The organism is Methanobrevibacter sp. (genome assembly GCF_030539875.1).
Lineage (GTDB): Archaea > Methanobacteriota > Methanobacteria > Methanobacteriales > Methanobacteriaceae > Methanocatella.
This window is the reverse complement of sequence record NZ_JAUNXI010000012.1, coordinates 34,524-60,067: the sequence shown is the minus strand read 5'-3', so window position 1 is coordinate 60,067 and position 25,544 is coordinate 34,524. Positions and strand designations below refer to the sequence as shown.

The following is a 25,544-nucleotide window of genomic DNA, read 5'->3' as shown; positions in this document are numbered from 1 at the left end:
TTCAAAAATTGCTTATATTGTCCTATTTTTAAAAACATTTATATAGTATGTTAACATATCTATATAATGTCTAGTTCTCTAGAATTATTTCATTAATTACTAAATTTTTATTTTTAGTTTTGCTAAAAATTATATGAAATTCAGAAGTATTTGTATTGAAAGTTTAATCCCTCTTTTTTTTATTTAATGGGATTATATTTAGTGATATATGAATGTATTCAAGAATTAGTATTATTAAAAACTATAAAATTATTCGCTCATTGAATAATTTGAGTAATTTCTATAGTTAAAATAATATAACTATATATAATTACGAATATTATAATTCAAGGAATTATAATATCTGCCGATGGATGGCATAGCCAGATGAAAAAGGAGGTATATTTTATGGCAAACATTTATGTAAAATTTGACACACCTGAAGAATTAGCTAAGCAAGCTGAAGAAGCATTAGAAACCGCGTACAATACTGGTAAAGTAGCAAAAGGTACTAACGAAGTAACCAAATTCATCGAAAGAGGAGATGCAGCATTAGTTGTTATTGCAGAAGATGTTGATCCTGCTGAAATTGTTGCACACATCCCTGTTTTAGCTGATGAAAAAGAAATTCCTTACGTTTACTTACCTACCAAAGAACAAGTTGGTGGAGCTGCTGGTTTAACTGTTGGAACTGCATCCGCATGTATTGTAGATGCTGGTGATGCTGAAGCTGCTGTTGCTGAAATTGCTGAAAAAGTTGCTGAATTAAAAGAATAAATTCTTTTAATTGAATCATGGTGATTTACATGGAAGAAGGAACTCCTGCTGAAGTCATTAAAGTTTTAAAAAGAACTGGTATGACTGGTGAGGTAATGCAAATTAAATGCAGAATCCTCGATGGTAGAGATAAAGGAAGAATTTTAACAAGAAACATTATGGGACCTGTAAGAGAAGGCGACATTTTAATGTTACTTGATACTATTAGAGAAGCTAAGGAAATTAGAACTCCTTAAGAAGGTGTAAGAACATGAGAATCTGTTCATTCTGTAATAAAGAAATTGAAGAAGGTACAGGTAAAATGTACGTCAAAAGAGATGGCTCAATTTATTTCTTTTGTAGCAGTAAATGTGAAAAAAATATGATTAAGCTTGGAAGAGTTCCAAGAAAAGTTAAATGGGTTAAAGAATGATTCAAAAAAGTTTTGTAATGATGAAACCCGACGCTGTTCAAAGACGTCTTATGGGTGAAATTTTGTCTCGTTTTGAGCAAAAAGGTCTCAAAATTGTTGCTTGTAAATTAATTCAAATTGATGAAGAGTTAGCAAAAACTCATTATGGAGAACATGCTGAAAAACCATTTTTCCCAAGTTTAGTTGAATACATTACTTCTTCACCGTCATTAGCTATGGTAATTGAAGGAGAAGAAGCTATTACTACTATTAGGAAATTAGTTGGCGCAACCAATCCTTTAGAAGCAGACCTTGGAACTATTAGAGGAGACTTTGCTATGGATACAGGCAGAAACATTATCCATGCATCTGATGCTCCTGAATCTGCTGAAAGAGAAATTGGCCTTTTCTTTAATGAAAATGAAATTTGCGATTATCAAATTGTTGATAACGATTTAATTTATGAATAAATTTAGATTTTAGAAAATTTATTATCAAAGACGATATTATGAAAATCAGATCCCCGATTGTATCAGTTTTAGGACATGTAGACCATGGTAAAACTACATTGTTAGATTATATTAGAGGAAGTACCATTGCAGATAAAGAGGCAGGAGGTATTACTCAACATATTGGTGCTACTGAGATTCCAAATGATACTATTGAAGAAATCTGTGGAAATTTTATATCAAAACTAACTATCAAAGATTTAATACCAGGTTTATTCTTTATTGATACTCCAGGACATGCTGCATTTACCAGTTTGAGAAAACGTGGGGGTGCATTAGCTGATTTAGCAGTTTTAATTGTTGATATTAATGATGGGTTCAAACCGCAAACTTTCGAAGCATTGAATATTCTTAAGATGTACAGGACTCCATTTATTGTTGTAGCTAATAAAATAGATAGAATTTTTGGTTGGGAAACACATGAGCATTCTTCTTTTAAAGAATCTTACAGTAATCAGGCTCAAAGTGTCAAACAGGAGTTGGACATAAAAGTCTATGAGCTTGTTGGTGAGCTTCACAAAGAAGGTTTCCAATCCGAAAGATTTGATAGAGTTAGTAATTTTGCTTCACAGATTAGTATTATTCCTATTAGTGCTAAATCCGGTGAAGGCATTATAGAAGTACTGGCAATGTTACTTGGATTGGCTCAAGAGTATTTAACAGAACAGCTGGAAATCAATGAAAATGCTCCTGCTAAGGGCACTATACTGGAAGTTAAAGAAGAAGTAGGATTAGGCCTCACTATTGATAGTATTATTTATGACGGTGTTTTACGAACTAATGACGAAATCGCTTTTATCAATTCTTCAAATGAAGTTTCAACAAGTAAAGTCAGGTCTATTTTAAGACCCCTTCCACTTGAAGAAATGAGAGACTCTAAAAAGAAATTCAGAAAATTTGATGAAGTTGTTGCAGCTGCAGGTATTAAGATAGCTGCTCCTAATTTGGAAGATGTTGTTTCCGGCTCACCGCTTAGAGTATTAAGCGATGATGAAAATGTTGAAGAGGAACTCTTAAAGGAAATTGAAGATATTACTATCAATACCGATGATGAAGGTATTTTAGTTAAAGCAGACACATTAGGTTCTCTTGAAGCTGTAGTTAAACTTCTAAAAGAATTGAATATTCCTATTCGCGAAGCGGATATTGGTGATGTAAGCCGTAGGGACATTATTAACTCCAATATTGCAATAAATGAAAATGATGCACATGGAGCTATAATCGCTTTTAATGTAGATGTTCATCCGAATTCCGTTGATGATTTAAATAATTCCGATATTAAACTTTTCAAAGGTGACGTTATATATCAAATCATCGAAGATTATCAGGAGTGGACTGATGAACTTGAAAGAGCTAAGAAGAAAGCATTTTATGATGCTATTGTCAAACCTGCGAAGTTCGTTGCATTGCCTAAGTTAGTTTTTCGTCAAAGTAAACCTGCTATTATTGGAATCGAGTCAATTAGCGGCACAATTAAACAAGGTCAAACATTAATTAATAAAAATGGCGAATATGTTGGTGTGATTACCAGTATGGAAGACAAAGGTGAAACATTACCATCTATCTCAAGAGGTCAAAGGGTGGCTATGGCTATTAAAGACGCTTTTGTTGGAAAACATTTCGAAGAAGGGGACGAACTGTTCGTTGATGTTTCTGAAAAACATTATAAATTCATTGAAAGAGAATTCAAAGACAAATTAACTGAAGATGAATTTGAAACTCTTTATGAATTGGTAGAAATCAAACGTAAAAAAGATCCTGATTGGGGAAAATTTGGTCTTTTCGAATAATAAATTTACATTATATAAAAATAATTAAGGAGGAATACCATGGCATTCAAAGTTGTTGTATCTCAAAATGCTGAAACTCATCAAATTGAAGTTGATGAAACAAAAGTTTTCAATGGTTTAGTCATTGGCGATGAATTTGATGGTGGAATCGTTGGTTTGGATGGCTATACCTTAAAAATTACTGGTGGTAGTGATAAAAACGGTTTTGCTATGAAAAAAGATGTTTCAGGTACTAGAAGAATCAAAAGTTTATTAACTGGTGGTATCGGTTATCATCCTAAAGCTGATGGTGTTAAAAGAAGAAAAACTGTTAGAGGAAACACTATTGCTGAAGATATTGTACAAATCAACACTGTAGTTACTCAAGCTGGAAGTAAATCAATAGCTGATATTCTTGGTGCTGGTGAAGAAGAGGAAGAATAGTTTTACTATTTTTCTTATTTTACTTTTAAGTCGAATTAAAATTATTAAAAAGGTGGTTATCTGTGAACATACAGTCAGATGTTAACATTGGTTTAGTTGGTCACGTAGATCATGGTAAGACCACTCTTACTAAAGCATTATCAGGAATATGGACTGATACTCACAGTGAAGAAACAAAAAGAGGTATTTCCATTCGTTTAGGTTATGCTGATATCGAATTTAGGAAATGTCCTAACTGTGGCGAACCTGAATGTTACACTACTTCTGATAAATGTGAAATCTGTGGAAGTGAAACTGAATTAATTAGAAAAGTATCATTTGTTGATGCTCCAGGTCACGAGACTCTTATGGCAACTATGTTATCTGGTGCCGCAATTATGGATGGTGCAGTTTTGGTTATTGCTGCAAATGAAACTTGCCCACAGCCACAAACTAAAGAGCATCTAATGGCACTTGACGTTATTGGTGTTAAAGATGTTATCGTAGTTCAAAATAAAATCGATATTGTTTCAAAAGAAAGAGCTATTGAAAGTTATAACGAAATTAAGGATTTTGTTAAAGGCACTTGTGCTGAAGATGCTTTGATAATACCTGTTTCTGCTCAACAAGGAGCTAATGTTGATATACTAATTGAAACAATGCTTAAACAAATCCAACCTCCGGAAAGGAATGTTGATGACACTGCATTAATGCATGTGGCAAGGTCTTTTGATATTAATAAGCCAGGTTCAGGTGCTAAAAAAATCAAAGGAGGAGTCATCGGAGGTACTTTGATTCAAGGTAAATTTAAACTTGGAGACACTATTGAAATTAGACCTGGCCCTACTAATGATGGTAAAAGAATTACTCTAACCTCAGAAATTATCGGCCTTGAAGCTAATGGTCAGCAAGTTGAAGAAATTGGTCCTGGTGGCCTTATAGCTATTGCGACTAAATTGGATCCGTCATTAACTAAATCAGATTCATTGTCAGGTACTGTCGCCGGTGAGGAAGGTACTTTGCCTGAAATATTGGACAGTTTCAAAATGGATGTTAATTTACTTGATCGTGTTGTTGGTACTAAAGAGGAACGTGAAGTTGCTCCAATTAAAATTAAAGAGCCTTTGATGATTAATTGCGGAACTACAACTACAATCGGTGTTGTCACATCTACCAAGAAAAAAGACGTTGAAGTTGTTCTTAAGTTACCGGTATGTGCAAGCTCTGGTGATAGAGTGGCTTTAAGCCGTAGGGTTGGAGCTCGTTGGAGATTGATTGGTTACGGTATTATTAAGTAGAGGGAAAGTAATGGATTCTAAAGAAGTTGTAATAGATGCCAATTTTTTTATGGTTCCTTTTCAGTTCAATGTTGATGTTATCAGTGAACTTGAAAATTTATTACCTTCTTATAAATTAACAACTCCAAGCTTTGTTATCAATGAATTGAAGGGTTTGAAAAGAAATAAAAATAGAAATATAAGGTTAAATGCTAATATGGCCTTGAAATTAGCTAATTCTTCAAAAGTTGAAATAAAGGATATTTCATTACTTGAAAATGAAACTGTGGATGATGGATTGCTTAGAGTTTCAGAAGTTTTAGCTACGAATGATATTGAATTAAAAAATCGTGCAAAAAAGAAAGGTATAACCGTTGCATATTTAAGACAAAAAAAATATATTGCTGTTGAAGGTAAAATATAATATTAATTAAACTTATTAATGAAATGAGGGATTATTTTGTATTATAGAACAAAGATTAGGGATACTGTAAGAATACCACCTTACAGATTTGAATATCCTCTTGAACAAGTTGCTATTCAAACTTTAAACGAAACTTATGGTGGTCGTTTAGATAAGAAATTAGGATTGCTCATTTGTGTTAATCATATTGTTGAAATCGGCGAAGGTAAACTCATTATTGGTGATGGTGCCACCTACCATGATGTTGTTTTCGAAGCAATTTTCTTTAAACCAGAACAATTTGAAGTAGTTGATGGTGAAGTAATTGAAATTGTTGATTTTGGAGCATTTGTGAGAATTGGACCTATGGATGGTTTAATACACGTTTCCCAGGTAACTGATGATTACATTACTTATGATGCTAAAAGAGGCGCTTTAATCGCAAGAGAATCTAATAAGGTTTTAGAAGAAGGAGATTTAGTTAGAGCTAGAGTCGTCAGTCTTTCTATTAAAGATGAATCTAGCAATAATAATGAAAATAGCAGGAATTCTAAAATCGGTCTTACAATGAGACAAAATAATTTAGGCAGATTCGAATGGATTGAAGAAGCTAAACAAAAAAGTAAGAAGGGTAAAACATGAAGGCTTGTACTGCTTGTAAAATGATTTCAAATAATGATCATTGTCCTAACTGTGGAAATCCGACTTCTGATAATTGGAGCGGTCTTTTAATTATAACTGATCCTGAAGAATCAAAAGTTGCTCGCGAATTAAATATTACTGTTCCGGGCGAATACTGTTTAAGAGTTAGATAGAGGTTTTATTGTGTTACGCTTAGATACAGAAAACGAAGATATAATGTTTGAACTTAAAAGACCTTTAGGCAAATTATATCCTAACTTTGAAGATGCTATTGAAGAAATCAGATCTTCTAAGTTTTTAATTTCTGTTGGTGATGCAACATTCAATAATCTTACTAAATATGAATTATATCCGAATATTGGTATAATTGATAATTTAATTCAAAGAAAAAATCATACTCATGATGTTATACGTGCAGATCACATTTTAAAGGCCGATAATCCGGCAGGAACTATTACTGATGATCTATGGGAAACCATAGGCAAAGCTCTTGAATTATCTAACCCTGGCGAGTGTTATGTAATTGATGTGGCGGGGGAAGAAGATCTTGCAGTTCTTCCTTGTATCATAATGGCAAATCCGGAAACTACCATTTTATATGGTCAACCTAATGAAGGTTTGGTGCTTTTAAAAGTTTCTGATTTAAAAAATAAAGCTCAAAAGCTTATTGATGGATTTATTGAAGAATAAATTAAATGAGGTATTATTATGGAAATTGAATTTATTGAAGAAAAGGAAAATAAATTATTTAATAGAAAAGAAGTTAAATTTTATGTTGATTATGACGGTGAAGCAACTCCTAAAATCTTAGATGTTAAATCTAAATTAGTTGCTTTATTAAACACCAAAAAAGAATTACTCGTTGTTGATAATGTACAACCTCACTACGGTGAACCTAAAGCTTTAGGTTATGCTAAAGTTTATGACACTGTAGATGATTTGGAATACATTGAAGCTAAACATGTATTAGCTAAAAATGAAGAACCTGAAGACGCTGCTGATGAAGAAGCAGAATCAGAAGAATAGGTGATTTTATGGTAAGAAAATCTAGTCTTTACACTGTAGATGGGAATAAAGTTGAGAGAAAAAATCCTATTTGTCCTCGTTGTGGTGAAGGTGTATTCATGGCTGACCACGGTGACAGGTTCGCTTGTGGTAAATGCGGATACACTGAAATGAAAAAATAAGATTTTTAACTTTTATTTTCTTTTTTTATTTATTTTTATTTTTTAATCATTTTTAGGAAGGGATTTTTGTGGATAATATTAGAAATGGTCGTTTTAAAACTGGAATGACTGATGAAGCTACTATTTATACTTCCTCTCTTGAAGCAGATAAGCTTCTTTTTGAAGCGGATATCAAAACTAATTTTGCACATACTTCAATGCTTAAACATGAAGGTATTGTTGATGAGGAAATTGCAGATAAAATTTTATGCGCTCTTGATTCTCTTAAAGAAGAGGGTTACGTTGCGTTAGTATTTGACCATTCTGTTGAAGATGTTCATATGGCTATTGAAAATTATGTTACTTCCAAAATTGGTCCTGAAGCAGGTTTTATGCATACTGCTAAATCACGTAACGATCAGGTGGCTTGTGATGTCAGATTGGTTTTAAGAGAAAAAATTTCTGAAATTCAGATAGGTATTTTGGAATTTATGGAAGGTCTTGTTGAAATGGCCGGTGAGCATTTGGAAGATGTCTTTATCGGTTTTACTCACCTGCAGCATGCTCAACCGATTACAGTTGCCCATCATTTAATGGCGCATGTGCAGGCACTTAAAAGGGATTATGAACGTTTAGGGGATACTTATAAACGTGTCAATTTAAACCCATTAGGCTCTGCTGCAATGGCAACTACCAGTTTTCCAATCAACAGGCAATTGACAACCGATTTATTAGGTTTCGACGCTTACTTGGAAAATTCAATGGATGGTGTTTCAGCAAGGGATTTTATTGCTGAGAGTGTTTTTGATTTGGTGTCCTTGTGCACTACCTTGTCCAAAATTTGTGAGGAATTGGTTTTATGGAGCACTTATGAATTCGGCGTTATTGAAATGGCTGATGAATACTCATCCACTTCTTCTATTATGCCTCAAAAGAAAAATCCTGATGTGGCCGAACTTGCAAGAGGCAAATGTGCAATTGTCAATGGCGAATTAGTCACTATTTTAACTATTCTTAAAGCTATTCCATACACATACAATAGGGATTTACAAGAAATCACTCCTCACTTATGGAATTCTATTAAGGTAACTCAGGATACATTATCTATTGTAACTAAAATGTTGTTGTCTGTTGAATTCAAAACAGACAGGTGTGCTGAGCTTGCAGGTAAGAATTTTGCTACTGCAACCGATTTGGCAGACATTATGGTTCGTGAAAAACAAATTCCGTTTAGAACTGCTCATAAAATTGTTGGAAGGATTGTTAATGAAGCAACAGAAAATAATATGGCTGAAGAGGACATAACTTCTAAATTTATTGACGATGTTGCAGTTGAATTGGGATTCGATAAATTAAATTTAGCTGATGATTTAATTCAGAGAGCTTTAAATCCTGCTGAAAATGTAAGAATTAGATCTGTTCCTGGCGGACCTGCGCCGGAAATGGTTGAAACTGCACGCCGTAATATTAAAGATTTTTTAAATGCGGAATTTGAAAAACATGGAATTTAATCATATTTCTGTTTATTGATGAATAAAGTAATTTATATTAAGAAGTCATTTCTTAATCATAATGCTTTATTTTATTCTTTTTCTTCTTTTTTGGACTTTTTGTAATTTTCCTGAATCTGTTCGGCCAAATCCTCATTGCCCTCAATGATGGGTCCTGTATAATCACAGTCATAGCAGATCCATTGAGACCAATTTTGCGGTATAATCCATTTTACTTTTCTAGATCCGCATCTAGGACAAATTTTGTGCATCATATAATTAAATGTTGTAGAAACTCCATATTAAATCTAATGCTTCACCCGGTTCAAGTGCACTTGAACGTGTTTCTCTAAGAATTCTCTGTATTGAGAATTTTTTCATATATGGAAACTTTCTGTGGACTTCATAGAGAAGCGGACAGCCAAATCCTTTAAAAGCGGACAAATTATAGTTTACTATTAGGGATTTTATCTCCTGCTTGCTGACGCATAAACTTGCTGGAAGATTCAGGCGATATAATGAGTCTTCCTGTAAATTGATGCACTGACTGCCGGTTGCAAGCATATCTCCAAAGATAATAATCGGAATTTCCTTTGACTTTGCATATTCCTTTACAATTTCTGATGTGTTTTTAGAACATCTTCCGCATGGATGGACATTGCCTGTAAATGATTCTTTTATGATTTCTGAATAGTCACTTTCAATATATTCATGGTCAATGTCTAATTTATCACATAGAACTTTAATATTTCTTTTAAACTGATTAGGCAGGATAATTGTTCCCGGATCAACAGTAACTGCAATCGGATTAAAACCAAGCTTTTTAGCCAAAATTAGTGAAAAGCTGCTGTCAACACCGCCTGACAGGGCAACTGCCGCTTCATGATTATCTGACTCTACAAATTCATTTTCATTTATATAATTTTCAAAGTTAAAACTGTAAATGTTGGATAATTTATCATCAATAGCTTTTTTCAAGTTTTCCAATCCGATTAAATCTGAATTGAGGCTGTTGACGGTTTTTTTTGATAGCTTTAGCTTATATTCTTTATTTAAAAAATCACCATATGATTCAACATGAATGCTTTCAAGACCTAATTTTTCCCTAAGCTTTCCAACAACCCATCCTCCTTTTCCAATAATGGCGGATTTATCTGGTCTGTCCTCTGTAATAATCCATAATTCATTGGTATTTTCATTAAAATAAATCTCTTCAATAAAGATATTGACTTTATCATGACCAATGTCATCTCTTATGGCGCTGATTTCATTTAAAATAAATTCTTCTGTATACATGGCTTTCACATTTTAAATATTAATTAGAATTATGTAGGTTAAACGTTAATTAATGTTTTTATATTAATTTTGCTGCTTGAATGGAAGATACTTGCTGGTTTTAGTAAACATTCTTATCCTGTTTGATATCCTGGTAATATTATAATGTTAAATAATAGGGGATATTTTGCATTTGATGAAAGTTGGGATTTAAAAAAAGCATCATGTTTTCGCCTTATCATTCTTTAATCCTGAAATTAGATAAAATACTTAATGGGAAATAAATATAATACTATTTTGAGGGAAAAATTAAATGAAATATAGAAAGTTAGGTAATACTGGTATTGAAGTATCTCAGATAGCATTTGGTGCTGAATATTTAGTTGAAAGACCTTATGAAGATACCCATAGCTTAATTAAAGCATGTGAAGAAAATGGAATTAATTTTGTTGACTGTTGGATGAGCGAACCGGATGTGCGTTCCCATTTAGGAAGGGCCATTAAACCTAATCGTGAAAATTGGGTAATTCAGGGCCATATCGGAGCAACCTGGCAAAATAACCAATATGTCAGAACACGTGAGATGGATAAGGTGGTTCCTGCTTTTGAAGACTTTATGAAAAGATTTCAAATCGACACGCTTGATTTTGGAATGATTCATTATGTTGATTTGGCCGATGATTATAACGGGATAATGAACGGTCCTTTTATGGATTATGTCCGCAGATTAAAAGAGGACGGAACAATAGATCACATAGGATTAAGTACCCACAACCCTGATATCGGGTTTTTGGCCGCTCAAAATCCTGAAATTGAATCATTAATGTTTTCAATCAACCCGGCATTTGACATGTTCGGTTCTATGGATGACATTGAGGAATACAGAAAAGAGGATGCTTTTGATGATGATGAATTGGCTTCCATCAATCCTAAAAGAGCTCAGTTATATGAATTGTGTGAAAAAACAGGAACTGCATTAACTGTAATGAAAGGATTTGCAGGTGGAAATTTGCTGGATGATAAAACTTCCCCGTTCGGTGTTGCATTAACTCCTGTCCAATGTATTCACTATGCATTAGAACAAAAAGGAGTTTCAAGCATTTTTGTTGGTGTAAATGATGTTTCTGAACTTAACGAATCATTAAAATACTGTGATGCGGCTGAAGAAGAAAAGGATTATGCTGATGTTTTAAAAAATGCTCCAAAGCATTCATTTAAAGGACAATGTACATATTGCGGCCATTGCAGTCCCTGTAATTCCGAAATCGATATTTCGATGGTAATCAAATTCTTTGACCTTGCAAAAAATCATGATAATGTTCCTGAAAGTGTTAAGGAACATTATAACAATTTGGAATATAATGCAACTGACTGTATTGCATGCGGGGACTGCGAAGAGCGATGTCCGTTTAATGTTCATATTGTAGATATAATGCTTGATGCACAGGATTTATTTGACTTGTAGGTGAGATATGCAATATTTAAATTTAGACAATGGAGTTTAAATGCTGATTTTAGGATTTGGCACATCTAAAATATATTTGCTGAGACAACAGGTGTGCCTGATGCAATTGGCAACTGGACTCAAGCTGTTCACTTTCAATATTTTTGATTTAGTTTGAAAACATTTTTAAAATAACACTAGTTCTGAATTACATTTAATGAACCAAAAGAATAAATGGTTGGGAATTTTCAATTAAAGCTATCGTGAGGCAATTATCAATGCATTAGTACATGGAAGTTATGAAATATTCTCAAGTTCCATTGAATTCATAGTCTGGGAAAACTCATATCCCTTGACAATTGAAGAGATTAATGACATTATTTCCCATAGAAATGTAATGATTATGATATTTTCTATAAAACCAATTACTTGGTGCGTATTGTTGGGGGATATATAGTCAATTGAAGTTCAATTCTCATCATCGGATTATTAAATGATGGATTCATTGATTTTTTATAGACTTTTTAATCTGCACAAAATGCTGCTCTGATGTCTTGTCTTTTACATCTTTTACTCGTCCTTATACTCTTGATTAATATATATTCATCTGTTTAAAACAGTTTATATTTTACTGTTTTTTTCATCAACAGAATTATATCCGTAAAATATGTTTTTTAAGATAGATTTTATAATATGAATGAATTGTTATCTAAATTCCTGATAACACTTATTTTATACGGTTTGTTTTTAAAAAATATCTTAACAGTGTTATCTTTGCTTTTTACAAAAATTATATAGGGTATTTTGTAATTTTGTAAGCTTTTAATAAATTCAATCATAATTGATAATTAGAAAGGTTTATATATACTAGTATGATATACCATAAAATATGTATGTTTAATCAATTAAACTTTACTAAATTAAGCTTTAAAAATTATTAGGTTTACTTTAAGAAACTAACATTAATTAAGGCTTAATTTTAATAATTTCAAGGGGGGTTCTATTCGAACTCAAAAATCTGTGAGATTGATATAATTCAGGGGAAAATGGTTCACTCCTTTTTTGAAATTATATAGTTTTTGCAAATTTTCTAGAAAAAAATTTGCATTTTAAAAATTCAAAAAAAGAGGTTAATCAATGAAGTTTAATAAGAAACTTTGTCTGTTAATGTTTGTCATGTTAATATGTTGCATTAGTGCAGCTAGTGCAACAGATGTTGACAACATTGTGGTACCTGATGATGCAGATATTATTGTAACGAATGATATAGCAGATTCAGTTGATGTTTTAGAAGAAGATGGCACTAGTGATAATATCATTGATGAACTGATTGATTCAGAAATCGGCGATAATAGTGATGATGTTGTTGCAGATGAAAAAATAAATGAAACAAGGGGAAGTCAGAATCAAGTAACTCCAACTACTATTTCAACATATTTTGATAGTAATGGATATATTAAAAGCTCTGCTCCTACAGGTTTACAATTTTCAGGTAACTTCAACAATGTTGGTTTTGCGAACTTTATAATTAACAGGAATGTAGTATTAAGTTTTGGAAATGCAAACTTTAACAATGTAGGATTTAAATTATTATATCCTGGATTAAGTATTGATGGTGCAACTTTCACAATGACTACAGGTGCTCCAAATGAAGCGGCTGTTTATGCAGGTGCTAATGGCATTACAATTAATAATGTAAACATTAATGTTAGTGCACCATCCAACAAAAACTGTTATGCAATAGATGTATTAAATGCAAATAATACTCGAATATCAAATTGTGCAATTACATATCAATGCGGATATGCAAATGAAAATAAATATAATTACGCAATCAAAGTAAAAAACAGTTCTAATGTAAAAGTTGATAGCAATAATATAACTGCAACTTTGCCTTTAAAAACTGTAGAGTACTCAAATACTGGTCTTGAAAGAGATTATGTGGCTGGTGTTGCAGTAGGAGATTCAAATTATTTCAATTTTACAAAAAATAAATTAGATGTAACTGGCAACCTTCGTTCTGGAAGTTATCCAACATTAGACGCATTAATCATTTGGCAATCACATAACTCATATGTCGGTCAAAATATCATAACCGAAAAAGATATTATAACTGCTTCAAATCAATACAGTTACATTTACGGAGTCGATGTTTATAGATCAAACAATGTCAACGTTCATAATAATACTATAAATATGAATGCAAATCAATCTGGCGGATATGTTGGAGGTAATGGAACTGGTGCAGCATACTGTGTGCAATTCACTGGCCCATACACCGGAGTAACAGTATCTAATAATGTTTTAACCACTCGAAATTATGGTCCGAATACTGCAATCTATTCCCAAAACTATGATGGTGAAACAAACATAACTGTAACTGGCAATACTATTTCTGTTACTGGTAAAGGTACTTCATCTAATTGGGATTTACTTACTGGTATGGAATTACAAGATGACTATGCATATGTATCAGGTAATACGATTAGTGTTAATAATGTGGGTAGTTATGGTAATAATTATAATGTGTATGGTATAAGTTACTGCCAATATAGTCCTAGAGACCATACTTATATTATTATTAATAATAATATTGAAGTTGAAAATGGTAAGTATACAATTTATATAATGAATGCTATTAACAGCTCTGTTTATGGCAATACACTATTTTCTACATATTCAGGTTATGTGTTTGAGGGTAATGAGACAGTTTATATTCAAGGAACTAATAATTATGTGGGTAGTAACCCTTAGTTCAATTTAGATGAGAATATTTCCAAAAATATTCTCTTTTTTTGATTTTTATGAATTTTAAAAACATATTTATTATAGGGTTGCTTTTAATTGTGCTGTTTTCTATTAGTTCTATTTCTGCAACTGAAGATATGAATTTCAACAGTACTTTAGAAAGCAACAATCAAAATATTATTAATGATATTTCAGAAATTAATTTGTCTTCTTTGAATTTAGATTCAAATGATGATGAAATTCTATCACAAGGTTCTGAATTTAATAATGGAACTCATGTGATTTATGTTGGTCAAAATGAAGAAAATGGAGATGGATCTCCAGAAAATCCTTATAAAAATTTTTCTTTAGCATGTGATGGAGTCAATGATGAAAAAGCAAATGTCACTATAAATGTTTATGAAGGAACATATTATTTAGGTTCAATTTTGAAATTTAACTGTAGTAATATTCATATTCAAGGAATCAACAGTAATGTAATAATTAAAAATCAATATAATATTAAAGGAACTAGTACAGTCGATGGGTCAAAACAATCGTTTGGTTTAACATCTCTTAATGGAACTTTTTCAATGTCAAATATTATTGTTGATGGATCAGGTTGGACCCAATCTAATTTAATTACACCAAATCCTAAAAGAACAACTTATTTCTTCATTTTTTACAATGGTTTAAGCAGTAATGATGTTATATTTAATAATTGTACTTTTTTGCAATATTATTCTATGTTGCCTCAAAATACACTAAATAATAATGTTGTACATAATAATAAATTTTCATTTAATCGTTGTAAATTTGAAGGGAATATAGAAAAAACTGGGTATTTTGGAGTATGCAAAAATAATGTTAGTTTTGAGTATTGTATATTTAATCTAACTAATATTCTTGGTTTGGATTTGGGTTCCTCTTCTAAAAATTATACTATGAATAATTGTTGGTTTAGTCAGAATTTATTACCAAGTTATCTTTTTTATCATGAAGCAGGTAATATTGGTGAATACATTGGAATGAATATAAATAAATATGCAATATTTTCAATTTCTGAAGAAAAAATAGGTGATAAAACTTATGAAATTATTGGAAAATTATTGTGGAATGATACTTCATCTGATGGAATTGGAAACTTAGGGAACATGGCCGTATTATTAATGTCAGATACTGGTGACTTAAATCAAACAACAGCTATTTTAGAAAATGGTACTTTTAAAGTATTGTATACTAGTAATTCAGCAAGTCATAAAATTACTGCAACATTAGATAATGCTGTTGAATCAATTGAATTCCAAAGTATAAATATATCTTTAGACTCTCCTAGCATTACTTATGGAGATAAACAAAATATTACTGTAACCTTGCCAAGCGAATACAATGGTGTTATTTATGTTACAGTTAATAACAAAACTTATAAGAAAGATATTGAGTTTACAAGTGTAGTCACAATCGATATTTCTGATGTTTTGCCTGCTGGAACTTATGATGTAAATGTAACATTTGTTGATAAGATTGACAATGAAAATTGCACCATTTATGGTTTTAATACAACCACAATCACAGTTTCAAAAGTTTCAAATTATGAATTTGATGCAACAGTCACAGACTCTATTTATCTTGGAGATAATGCAACTGTAACTCTAAACTTACCTAATGATGCTAATGGCACTGTATCCATAAAAATAGGGGAAAATGAAGCCATAACATTCAATGTTAATGATGTGATTAACATAAATAATTTTGTAGCTGGAGCCAATGTGGTCAACATTACCTATAACGGCAATGAAAAATATGATTCAAAAAGCATTGTAAAAAATGTTGTTGCATCTGCAAAAACAACAATTACAACTACTAATGTAACCACCATATATAATGTTGCTAAATATTTAGTTGTTACTTTAACTGCTAATGGTGAAGTTTTAGCTAATAAAACAATTAATGTTGTTGTAGGCACTATCAATGAAAATTTAACCACTAATGCTAGTGGTCAAGTTAGTATTGATGTTTCTACTTTAGCTCCTAATACTTATGTTGCTAATATTGCTTTTGCTGGTGATGATGCCTATGTCAAATCCAATGCAACTGCAAAGGTAATTATAAATAAGATTGCATCTTCATTAACTTCACCAAAAGTAAGCACTATATACAATGTAGCTAAAAAATTAGTAATTACTTTAAAAGATGTTAATGGTAATATTTTAGCAAATAAAAAAGTATCCGTTAAAGTCGGATCAATTTCAAAAACTTTAACTACAAATACTAAAGGTCAAGTTGCAGTTGACATATCAAAGTTAACTCCAAAAACTTACACAGCAAAATTCACATTTGCAAAAGACACAATTTACGCAGACTCATCAAACACCGCAAAAGTCAGTGTAAGTAAAGCAACACCAAAAATAATTGCTAAAGAAACTACATTTAAAGCAAAAACAAAAACCAAAAAATACACAATAACCTTGAAAGATAATAAAGGAAAAGTAATTAAAAAAGCAAAAGTTACTTTAAAAGTTAAAGGAAAAACCTACAAGGCAACCACAAATTCCAAAGGTAAAGCAACCTTTAAAATAACCAAATTATCTAAAAAAGGTAAACATACTTCAACAATCAAATTTGCAGGAAACAATCTATACAAAGCAGTAACCAAAAAAGGAATAAAATTAACAGTTAAAAAATAGAGGATTAAGCTTCTCTATTTTTATTTTATTTTTTTTTTATAATTAAAAAAATTCATGTTTATAAGTATTGTGGTATGCTTAAAATCAAATGGAGGAATTGAGAATTATGTATTTTAAAAGAATTTTCTGTTTAATTATATTAGTTTCAATACTAATTTCAATGAACATGGTTTCTGCATCAGATTTGAATGATACAACGACAGAGATTATAACACAATTTTGCGGAGTAAATGAACAGGGATGTGATAATTTAGAAATCACACAAAATAATCAAATAGTTTCACAAGATAGGGATTCTCACATAATCTATGTAGGTCAAAATAAAACGAATGATGGGGGAAATGGAACACATGATAATCCATTTGGATCATTTCAAATTGCATGTAATAATTTAAAAGGGGAAGAAAACGTCGAAATAAATGTTTATAACGGGACATATTACTTAAATTCAGATTTAAAATTTAACACAAGCAATCTATTAATAAACGGAATGGGAAAAGTTTTAATCAAAAACTTAGAAAATAAAGATGGGTGCCATGCTTCTTTTGGATTAATTTCTTCTAATGGAAATTTCACTTTTTCAAATCTTATCTTTGACGGATCAAATTGCACTTCAATTTCTTCAGTTTCTGGAAGTAAACCTACTTTTAATGTTTTTAAAGGAATGGCAAATTTAGGAACACTTTATAATTGCACATTCAGAGGTTTCAATGATACAATGATGTTTTCTAATCAGTTTGATAAGAAATTTATACGTTGTAATTTTATAGACACATATTATATTTCACTTAATCGTTGGTATGATGGATTAATGATTGATTTTGAATATTGTATTATTCCAAATAGTTTATTTATTGGAATTCCATCAAAGGGTAGTCTTAATCTCACTTATAATAAAGTGTGGTTAGGTTCTAATAGAATTGATGAATATTTATATTATAATGCACTTGATTTAAGTGGTTTGTCTATTCAAGCTAAAGCAAACTTAATTAAATATGCAGTTTTTTCTGCACATGAACATTATTTGGGAAATGATACTTATGAAATCATAGGTAAATTAACCTGGAATGACAGCACATCTGATGGAATTGAATTGTTAAATCCGATGGATGTAAAAATTTCATCAAGAACAGGAGAAATACAAAAAACCACAATTCTAAAAAATGGCGCATTTAATTTAGTTTATAAAAGTAATTCTAAAGATAATTCTATTGAAATTGAATTAGATTCACAGGAAATTATATTGGAATTTAAAAATGGAGTAAATGTAGTTGCAAATCAAATATATGTTGGTGATGAACAGACAATTACTGTAATATTGCCACAATCTATCAATGGAATTGTCAATATTACAGTTAATAATAAAACTTATGAAGCCCAGTCAAATGATTTATCCGTATTTAATTTCACAATTCCTGATGAATTACTTGCAGGGAATTATCAAGTTGATGTAAGCATTATTGACACAGAAAATCATGTATATGGTTTTGATTCAACTAATTGGACAATATCAAAAATTAACAAAGACATGATGGTTGTTACTCCTGCTAAGAGTTACATTACAGATACATCTTTAAATATAACAGTTTTGCTGGAAAAAGATGCTTCAGGAAATATCACAGTTCTTTCTGGAAACAAAAATATTACAAAAGAATGTTATGGTCAAAATATTGAAATAGATGTTCTCTCATTGATAAATTCTGGTGAAAATGATATTACTGTAATCTATTCAGGTAATAAAAAGTATTTAAGTCAAACTAAATACATTAAAATATTTGTAAACAAAATTTATCCAAATATAAACATCACAAAACCATTAAAACCTACTATTGGAGATGAAATCAATATCACTGTTTCACTTCCTTTAAATGCTTCAGGAAGGATAATAGTTGCCGCTGGGGATAAAAATTTATCAATTAATAATGTTTCTGGTGAAAATATTATAGCTGTTTCTGTTTTGTTAAATACTGGTTTTAACTCAATATCTCTAAGATATTCGGGGGATGATTTTTGGGATAGTCAAATAAAAAAGGAAACAATATATGTTGATAAACAAATGCCAATAATGGCCGTTAATTCAAATCAAAGTGTTGTTAAAATTGGAGAAAATATAACTATAGAAATAAGTTTGCCTGAAGATGCATCAGGTAATTTATCTATTAATGAAAATTACTTAATAAATATTGCTGGGGAATGCACAATCATTAATATTTCATCTTCAGTTGCTGGAATTAATTATGTAAATGTAACTTATAATGGAAATGATAAGTATCATTCCCATTCACAACTAATTAATGTCACAGTTGAAAAATGGGATATTTCATCTAATGAAATAAACATTCTGGTAGTTAATCATACAAATCCTAATTTTGAAATTCATTTACCTAATGATGTTTATGGCAATGTAACCCTTATAATTAATGGTAAAGAATATATTGAATCATTAGTTAATGGTAGTGCGAGTTTTAAAATCTATGATTTGATGCCTGGAGAATATAATGCTATTGTTGCTTATCAAGGTAATGGAAAATACAATCAATTTAGCATCAACGCTAAGTTTTCTGTCCCTAAACCTGTTTTAAAGGCAAATAACATTAACATGCTTTATACAAGCGGTTTAAAATATAAAGTTCATGTTACTGCTGGTGGCACTCCTGTTATTGGTAAAAAAATTACTTTAATTATCAACGGTAAAAAAACAACTGCAATAACAGATAATAAAGGTTATGCTAGTGTTAAAATAAATTTACCTCCAAAATCTACAAAATATTCTGTTGTGGCCCAATATCAAGGAGTCAAAATAACTAGTAAAGTCAAGGTAAATAGTATACTTCAAGCTAAAAATTTGAATGTTAAAAAATCAGCGAAAACACTCAAAATTAAAGTTTCTTTGAAAAAAATAAACAAAAAATATCTTAAAGGTAAAAAAATAACTTTAAAATTCAAGGGTAAAAAATACACGGTTAAAACTAATAAAAATGGTATTGCTATATTTAAAATTAATAAGAATACTATTAAAAAGCTTAAAGTAGGTAAAAAGTATAACTATCAAGTTAATTACTTAAAAGATAGTTTAAATATGGAGATAAAAGTTAAAAAGTAGGGGGTTTTCCAATCATGAATTCTAAATTTTTCATTTTGATATTATTGTTGTTACTTGTTGGAATTAATTGTGTATCGGCTAGTGAAGTTGATGATGCAAATACTGCAGTATCACAGGAAGTATCTGTTAATACTCAAAATGAATTAGCTTCGGTTAATTTAGATGATTTTCAAGAAGATGTGGATAATCAAAGTCCTGTTCTTAAATCAAGTAATTCTCAGGAATATTTGAAAGATGGGGGCTCTGATGTAATTGTTGTAAATAATTGGGATGAATTGCAGTATTATTGTTCACTTAAGGATGATGATTATACTTTAAAATTGAAAGAGAATACCAGTTTCTATCCAACTGATCCTGATGATTCAAATTATCAAATAAAAGTTTATAATAAAGTAAAAATTATTGGAAGTGAAGGTTCTTATATAGGTTATAATTCTTCTAATGCTCCGTCAATTAAGTATGCTGCGATAGTCGTACCGGATAATTATAAATCTGGTATCAGTATGGAAAATGTAGAGTTTAAATGGATATCTGTTGATTATGGTCCAGATGGGGTATTTCTTCGCATGGGAGGTAAAAGAACCAATACTTTTAAAAATTGTCAATTTAGTTATGTGAAAACTTCTAAAGGTCATTCATCTATTTTATATCTTAAAAAGGGAACTGCTTCATTAGATAATTGTTCTTTTATTAATTGTACCACTGATTTTGGTGCTGTAAGTATTTATGACCCAAATAGTGTTAAAACTACAGACATGGTTATTCGAAATTGTTATTTTGAAGGCAATTATGCTAAAACGGAACCTGGTTGTATTAATAATTGTGGTAAATTAACTGTTTATAACACTACTTTTGTTAAAAACAGGTCTTTCTGGTGGGCTGGAGCAATACATACTCATAGTAATGGCAATACTACAATTTATGATTCAAATTTCACAGATAATGTAGCAGGATGGAATGGTGGAGCATTATACACCTATAGTTACTTACAAATTTATAATTCTGTTTTCAGGGGTAATAATTGTACTACAAATAGTGGTGGAGGCGCAATAGGTGCATGTGCGTACTTATCCAAACCGCATATTTATATTGAAAACTGTTTATTTGAAAAAAATGAGAATTTATGCTGGGCATTGGATGAATTGTCTACTGAAGGTACTGGTGCAGGAGGTGCAATTGCATTTATGGATGAAGGTTCTATTGTTGTATTAAATTCTACATTTATTGCTAATTCTGCAGCTCATGGTACTGCAATATCAGCTAATGCTGCTGGGGAATATGGTTCTCCAGATGTAATTATTAAAAATAATATTTTCATTAATCACACTCGAGTGGGTGATGTTTTATATGTTAATCTAGAAGGGTCTTCAGCTATTATTGAGGATAATTATTTTTATGGTAATTCTATTGAATTTTCTAGTTTAAATCTTAGAAAAATTAAAGAAGGTAAAAATCAGGCCACCTTACAAGTCACTGTTAGTTTAACTAATCCCCAATATTATGATTTGGATATTTTAAATAAAACGTTATTTGAGGTTTATGTAAATGGGGAATATGTTAAAACTGTTGATAGTAATATTTTTGATGTTGATTTTGATGGTTTTACCATGTGTGATGTTTATGTTATTCCGACTATTTCTAATCAAAAATCTAATGTGGAAACTGTTGCTTCTACAGGTAGTTACATCTATGTTTCTAAAAGCATAGGTAATGATGACAACAACGGTAGTTTAAGAGAGTTTCCTGTAAATACTCTTAAAAGAGCTTTTGAACTTTTAAATAATAATTCTAATATTGTAATACTGGATGGTGTTTATGATGAAGAAAATTTCCAAATCACTCATGATTTAACAATTTTTGGAAGTAGTGATGTAATATTAATTAATAATACTTCATTCCTTGTCAATGCTAACAATTTTGCTTTAAAAAATATTAATATTTGTAATCTGACTGGGGAGTATTTTGTTAAACAATCTAAAGGCAATTTAAGCATTAGCAATTGTATTTTCAATAATTGTAATGTTTCTGCTATTATTGATGCGGACAATGTAAATATTGTAAAATCAATTTTCACTAATAATAATGTTGTTGTTTACAATAATGGATTTGCCAGTATTGAAAATTCTATTTTATTAAATAATAGTAAAGTTATTGATAATAATGTAGATAATATTGATTTGAATTATAATTGGTGGGGTAATACTTTAAACAACATTTCTAAACCAACCAATTTAAATATTAATAATTGGTTGTACTTAAATGCAAGTAGTGATGTTAATGTATTGGAATTAGGGAAATCTAGCAATATCCAATTTAATTGTTATCTTGTTGAAGATAACTCCATCAGCAAATATGATTATTTGGTTAAGTTTAATTTAGAAATTAGTGCTTTGAATGGTACGGTTAATAAGAATTTGGTGAATTATAATTCTAATGTTATTTATACTCAAACCGATAGTGGCAGAGGTGTTTTAACTGCAAGATATAATGACATATCCTTTGATTTGTATTTTGATTTCGCCAAAGTCAGTCCAGACTTAGTTATTAAAGCTTCAGATATTATGTGTGGTCAAAGTTTAGAAGTTTTAATTCTTGCTCCTAGTGACATTGCCGAAAGTAGTGGTACTTATAAAGTTAGTGTTGGTGGAAAATCATTAACTAAATTAACCCAATATAACTCATTTAAATTTGATGGGTTAAGTGCGGGGGATTATGAAATTACGGTTGTATTTTCAGGAAATAAAAAATATGCAAATAAAACACTAACATCTAAAGTTAGTGTAAACAAATATGCTACAACAACTAAAATTACAACTGACCCTATTGTTGTTGGAGATGATTTAAAAATTACTATTACAACTTCTCAAAATACAGCAGGCAATATCACATTAACTGTTAATAACATAACAGAAACTTTAATTTTAGATAATGCTCAGGCTACCTACACTATCAATAATATTACTCGCGGAGATTATTACATAAAAGCAGTTTATAATGGTAATGAACAGTATGCTGTTAGTCAAGATTCGATTTTACTTGAAGTAGATAACTTAGAACCAAATATTAGTGTTTCAATTGATAATAGTAGTTATGGGGAAGCAAGTATTGTTAATGTTACATTAAACAGTGATGCTAGCGGTTTTGTAACTGCAACTGTTGGAGACATTACCAATTCCTCTAAAGTTGAGAATGGTCATGCTATGATTTCAATTTATGGGGTTGATGTTGGAGATAATCATAAGGTATCAGTATTCTATACTGGAGATGACAATTATTATAATAAAACCACAACAGCTAATATGAATGTTTCTCGTGGTGATTTATCATTTACTATGAACTCTCAAGACATTTATATTGGGCATGATGCAGTTATTACTATTAATGTTCCCGCTAGAACTAAAGGTAATTTCACTATTGATGGGAATGTTTTAGTTATTCCAATGTCTGGTGAGGTAACCTACACTCTTAAAAATCTAAATATTGGCAATTATACAATCTCGGCTATTTTCAATGGTGATAATTATAATACTGTATGCAATAGCACTTCATTTGAGGTAAAAGAATTTGATTTGCCTCAGTGGGTTAGTGATGGAGCAAATAGTCAAAACACTCAAAAATCTGAAGATATTAGTATCTGCGATGGTGGTGTTTCATGGGTAGCTAAACTCAACAGCACTGTTGTTTCTAATATTGTAATTGACAGCAAAGGCAACATTTATGTTGCAACAGCAGATGGGATATATTCATATGATAATGAAGGTAATCTGAGATGGATTTATGCATCCCATGGCAGTATGGGTAATTTCACAGGTCTTGCAATTGGACGTGATGTAATTATCTCACCAAGAGCCGGAGACACAGTATACTTTGTCAACCAAAGCAATGGTGAAAAATATGGTTATTCAAATATCTATCAGGCATCAAGCCTATTTGCACCGATAATAGATTCAAATGCCAATATCTACTCAGTAAGCGAATACCAGTATGAAAGCTCAAGCTATAATCTTGTCATCACTCCTTACAGCTTATGGAAAAATGGAGGTGATCCGGTTTTAGTCAGCTTAGGCAATTTCAAACCAGCTGCTTCTCCTAGTGTCAATGATGACATGTATGTGGTCATTGGCGTGAACAGTATTATGGTTATAGATGCACACAATAAGAGGCCTATTTTTATTAAAAGTGGTGATTTTAAGAATGTCCGCCCTGTAATCGGCGAAGGCAATATCATCTATGCTATTTTGGATGATTCGATAATTGCTTACACAAAGGACGGTGCTCACGTATGGGATACAATAATCACTGGTGGTGCAGGGAATAAATTGCTAATCGATGATGAAATAGGAGTATATGCCACCAACAGCAAAGGCAATCTATTCAGATATGATATTTTCACAGGTGAGGAAACCTTAATCAGTGATTTGAACATTACTTCAGGCATCCTGATTGATGGCAATCACAATTTATACTTCGCTTCGAACGAGATGTTCTATGGTATCAGTCCGGAAGGCATTGTGTTGTGGAAATCCGATTTAGGATCTAAAATCACCGGAACTCCTGTCATGAATAAGGATGGAATCATTTATGTTACAAGCGAAGACAATAGGCTGTTTGCCTTAAGCGATGCTACTTTAACTGATCCTGATTTGGAAGTTTCTGTATCGGATATTGTTGAAGGTGAAGATGCATTAATAACCATCAAAATCAACAATCGGACCACTGGAAATGTATCATTCACTTTAAATGATATTGTTTATTCTTTTGAAATATCTAACGGTACAATTCTTAAGACAATTCCTAATTTAAGTGCTGGAACTTACATTGTCAATGTAACTTATCCTGGTGACTTGCGTTTCAACAGTACAAGTAAAAGTGCCACATTCACAGTTAAGGCAATCGCCTCTTTATCAACACAGGTGTCTGGTTCTGCAGTGACACTCCGATTACCTGGTGATGCTACTGGAACATTAACTATTAAAGTAAATGGCAAGACATACTCCAGAACCTTGGCTAATGGAAAGGCAGCTATCTCATTAGCTGACGGCACCTACAGTGCAGTTGTAACCTACTCAGGTGACAGCAAATACGTAGGTTTTACCAAAACCGTTAAGGTAACTGTCAAAAAGCCAGTTAAAATAGTTAAAAAGCCGTCAAAGATAACTGCCCAAAAGAAAACTTTTAAAGCAAAAGCAAAAACCAAAAAATACACCGTAACTCTAAAGTCAGGCAAGACCGCAATCAAGAAAGTCAAACTTACCATTAAAATCAAAAACAAAACCTACAAGGCAACCACTAACAGTAAAGGTAAGGCCACTTTCAAAATCAATAAGCTAAACAAAAAAGGACAATACACTGCAACAATCAAATTCGCCGGAAACAAGAGTTACAAGGCCGCAAGCAAAAAAGTTAAAATCGTTGTTAAATAAGGGGATTTTCTAAATCCCTAACTTCTTTTTTTATAAAAAAATAATTTATATATAATAAA

At 31.2% G+C, this 25,544-nt stretch carries 21 protein-coding genes; 19 read left to right on the top strand and 2 right to left on the bottom strand.

Annotated features, from left to right (window positions below; genetic code table 11):
* The first annotated feature begins 387 nt into the window (after positions 1–387).
* From rpl7ae to argH, 14 genes are all read left to right on the top strand, one after another.
* Positions 388–756 (top strand): 50S ribosomal protein L7Ae, encoded by a 369-nt coding sequence (gene rpl7ae, locus Q4Q16_RS06005; RefSeq protein WP_303346821.1) that lies wholly within the window; start codon positions 388–390, stop codon positions 754–756.
* A 29-nt stretch (positions 757–785) separates the two neighbouring features.
* Positions 786–992, top strand: coding sequence for a 30S ribosomal protein S28e (locus Q4Q16_RS06000; protein WP_069573256.1), 207 nt, complete (start codon positions 786–788; stop codon positions 990–992).
* A 14-nt stretch (positions 993–1,006) separates the two neighbouring features.
* Positions 1,007–1,168: a 50S ribosomal protein L24e gene (locus Q4Q16_RS05995; protein ID WP_303346820.1), complete on the top strand. Its 162-nt coding sequence runs from the start codon at positions 1,007–1,009 to the stop codon at positions 1,166–1,168.
* Positions 1,165–1,617 carry a nucleoside-diphosphate kinase gene (gene ndk, locus Q4Q16_RS05990; protein WP_303346819.1) on the top strand — a complete coding sequence of 151 codons (453 nt, stop codon included), beginning with the start codon at positions 1,165–1,167 and terminating at the stop codon, positions 1,615–1,617. Before Q4Q16_RS05995 ends, ndk begins: the two co-directional genes overlap by 4 nt.
* Before the next feature lie 38 nt (positions 1,618–1,655).
* Positions 1,656–3,446, top strand: coding sequence for a translation initiation factor IF-2 (gene infB / locus Q4Q16_RS05985; RefSeq protein ID WP_303346818.1), 1,791 nt, complete (start codon positions 1,656–1,658; stop codon positions 3,444–3,446).
* A 39-nt stretch (positions 3,447–3,485) separates the two neighbouring features.
* Positions 3,486–3,869 carry a 30S ribosomal protein S6e gene (locus Q4Q16_RS05980; protein WP_303346817.1) on the top strand — a complete coding sequence of 128 codons (384 nt, stop codon included), beginning with the start codon at positions 3,486–3,488 and terminating at the stop codon, positions 3,867–3,869.
* Positions 3,870–3,931: 62 nt separating this feature from the next.
* Complete coding sequence (locus Q4Q16_RS05975) at positions 3,932–5,146, top strand: translation initiation factor IF-2 subunit gamma (protein WP_303346816.1); 1,215 nt, start codon at positions 3,932–3,934, stop codon at positions 5,144–5,146.
* 10 nt (positions 5,147–5,156) lie between these two features.
* Positions 5,157–5,549: a PIN domain-containing protein gene (locus Q4Q16_RS05970; protein WP_303346815.1), complete on the top strand. Its 393-nt coding sequence runs from the start codon at positions 5,157–5,159 to the stop codon at positions 5,547–5,549.
* A 36-nt stretch (positions 5,550–5,585) separates the two neighbouring features.
* Positions 5,586–6,170 (top strand): DNA-directed RNA polymerase, encoded by a 585-nt coding sequence (locus Q4Q16_RS05965; RefSeq protein ID WP_303346814.1) that lies wholly within the window; start codon positions 5,586–5,588, stop codon positions 6,168–6,170.
* Complete coding sequence (gene spt4 / locus Q4Q16_RS05960; protein ID WP_303346813.1) at positions 6,167–6,343, top strand: transcription elongation factor subunit Spt4; 177 nt, start codon at positions 6,167–6,169, stop codon at positions 6,341–6,343. Before Q4Q16_RS05965 ends, spt4 begins: the two co-directional genes overlap by 4 nt.
* Before the next feature lie 10 nt (positions 6,344–6,353).
* Positions 6,354–6,860 carry a GTP-dependent dephospho-CoA kinase family protein gene (locus tag Q4Q16_RS05955; protein ID WP_303346812.1) on the top strand — a complete coding sequence of 169 codons (507 nt, stop codon included), beginning with the start codon at positions 6,354–6,356 and terminating at the stop codon, positions 6,858–6,860.
* A gap of 18 nt (positions 6,861–6,878) precedes the next feature.
* On the top strand, positions 6,879–7,196 hold the full coding sequence (locus tag Q4Q16_RS05950; protein ID WP_303346811.1) for a 30S ribosomal protein S24e: 318 nt from the start codon (positions 6,879–6,881) through the stop codon (positions 7,194–7,196).
* Positions 7,197–7,204: 8 nt separating this feature from the next.
* Positions 7,205–7,357, top strand: coding sequence for a 30S ribosomal protein S27ae (locus tag Q4Q16_RS05945; protein ID WP_303346810.1), 153 nt, complete (start codon positions 7,205–7,207; stop codon positions 7,355–7,357).
* Positions 7,358–7,425: 68 nt separating this feature from the next.
* Positions 7,426–8,847, top strand: a complete 1,422-nt coding sequence (gene argH, locus Q4Q16_RS05940; protein ID WP_303346809.1) for an argininosuccinate lyase — start codon at positions 7,426–7,428, stop codon at positions 8,845–8,847.
* A gap of 71 nt (positions 8,848–8,918) precedes the next feature.
* Here the strand turns inward: argH and Q4Q16_RS05935 are convergent, their stop codons facing one another.
* Positions 8,919–9,101 carry a hypothetical protein gene (locus Q4Q16_RS05935; protein ID WP_303346808.1) on the bottom strand — a complete coding sequence of 61 codons (183 nt, stop codon included), beginning with the start codon at positions 9,099–9,101 and terminating at the stop codon, positions 8,919–8,921.
* Positions 9,102–9,105: 4 nt separating this feature from the next.
* The gene (locus tag Q4Q16_RS05930) at positions 9,106–10,131 is read right to left on the bottom strand and encodes an ATPase (protein WP_368660214.1); all 1,026 of its coding nucleotides are present in this window, start codon (positions 10,129–10,131) and stop codon (positions 9,106–9,108) included.
* Positions 10,132–10,414: 283 nt separating this feature from the next.
* Here Q4Q16_RS05930 and Q4Q16_RS05925 point away from each other — a divergent pair, with 283 nt between their 5' ends.
* The 5 genes from Q4Q16_RS05925 (at position 10,415) to Q4Q16_RS05905 (ending at position 25,485) form a co-directional block, all read left to right on the top strand.
* Positions 10,415–11,566 (top strand): aldo/keto reductase, encoded by a 1,152-nt coding sequence (locus Q4Q16_RS05925; protein WP_303346806.1) that lies wholly within the window; start codon positions 10,415–10,417, stop codon positions 11,564–11,566.
* Positions 11,567–12,682: 1,116 nt separating this feature from the next.
* Positions 12,683–14,299 carry a hypothetical protein gene (locus tag Q4Q16_RS05920; RefSeq protein WP_303346805.1) on the top strand — a complete coding sequence of 539 codons (1,617 nt, stop codon included), beginning with the start codon at positions 12,683–12,685 and terminating at the stop codon, positions 14,297–14,299.
* A 50-nt stretch (positions 14,300–14,349) separates the two neighbouring features.
* The gene (locus Q4Q16_RS05915) at positions 14,350–16,959 is read left to right on the top strand and encodes a hypothetical protein (protein ID WP_303346804.1); all 2,610 of its coding nucleotides are present in this window, start codon (positions 14,350–14,352) and stop codon (positions 16,957–16,959) included.
* A gap of 106 nt (positions 16,960–17,065) precedes the next feature.
* Positions 17,066–20,062 (top strand): hypothetical protein, encoded by a 2,997-nt coding sequence (locus Q4Q16_RS05910; RefSeq protein WP_303346803.1) that lies wholly within the window; start codon positions 17,066–17,068, stop codon positions 20,060–20,062.
* A gap of 14 nt (positions 20,063–20,076) precedes the next feature.
* Positions 20,077–25,485, top strand: a complete 5,409-nt coding sequence (locus tag Q4Q16_RS05905; protein WP_303346802.1) for a PQQ-binding-like beta-propeller repeat protein — start codon at positions 20,077–20,079, stop codon at positions 25,483–25,485.
* Positions 25,486–25,544: the final 59 nt, after the last annotated feature.

Excerpts from the sequence above, each read along its gene's own strand:
- Q4Q16_RS05950 (WP_303346811.1), top strand. The coding sequence starts at position 6,879 with ATGGAAATTGAATTTATTGAAGAAAAGGAAAATAAATTATTTAATAGA.
- Q4Q16_RS05945 (WP_303346810.1), top strand. The coding sequence starts at position 7,205 with ATGGTAAGAAAATCTAGTCTTTACACTGTAGATGGGAATAAAGTTGAG.
- Q4Q16_RS05915 (WP_303346804.1), top strand. The coding sequence starts at position 14,350 with ATGAATTTTAAAAACATATTTATTATAGGGTTGCTTTTAATTGTGCTG.
- Q4Q16_RS05905 (WP_303346802.1), top strand. The coding sequence starts at position 20,077 with ATGAATTCTAAATTTTTCATTTTGATATTATTGTTGTTACTTGTTGGA.
- infB (WP_303346818.1), top strand. The coding sequence starts at position 1,656 with ATGAAAATCAGATCCCCGATTGTATCAGTTTTAGGACATGTAGACCAT.
- Q4Q16_RS05935 (WP_303346808.1), bottom strand. The coding sequence starts at position 9,101 with ATGATGCACAAAATTTGTCCTAGATGCGGATCTAGAAAAGTAAAATGG.
- spt4 (WP_303346813.1), top strand. The coding sequence starts at position 6,167 with ATGAAGGCTTGTACTGCTTGTAAAATGATTTCAAATAATGATCATTGT.
- Q4Q16_RS05995 (WP_303346820.1), top strand. The coding sequence starts at position 1,007 with ATGAGAATCTGTTCATTCTGTAATAAAGAAATTGAAGAAGGTACAGGT.
- Q4Q16_RS05910 (WP_303346803.1), top strand. The coding sequence starts at position 17,066 with ATGTATTTTAAAAGAATTTTCTGTTTAATTATATTAGTTTCAATACTA.
- Q4Q16_RS05920 (WP_303346805.1), top strand. The coding sequence starts at position 12,683 with ATGAAGTTTAATAAGAAACTTTGTCTGTTAATGTTTGTCATGTTAATA.
- Q4Q16_RS06000 (WP_069573256.1), top strand. The coding sequence starts at position 786 with ATGGAAGAAGGAACTCCTGCTGAAGTCATTAAAGTTTTAAAAAGAACT.
- Q4Q16_RS05980 (WP_303346817.1), top strand. The coding sequence starts at position 3,486 with ATGGCATTCAAAGTTGTTGTATCTCAAAATGCTGAAACTCATCAAATT.
- ndk (WP_303346819.1), top strand. The coding sequence starts at position 1,165 with ATGATTCAAAAAAGTTTTGTAATGATGAAACCCGACGCTGTTCAAAGA.
- rpl7ae (WP_303346821.1), top strand. The coding sequence starts at position 388 with ATGGCAAACATTTATGTAAAATTTGACACACCTGAAGAATTAGCTAAG.
- Q4Q16_RS05925 (WP_303346806.1), top strand. The coding sequence starts at position 10,415 with ATGAAATATAGAAAGTTAGGTAATACTGGTATTGAAGTATCTCAGATA.
- Q4Q16_RS05970 (WP_303346815.1), top strand. The coding sequence starts at position 5,157 with ATGGATTCTAAAGAAGTTGTAATAGATGCCAATTTTTTTATGGTTCCT.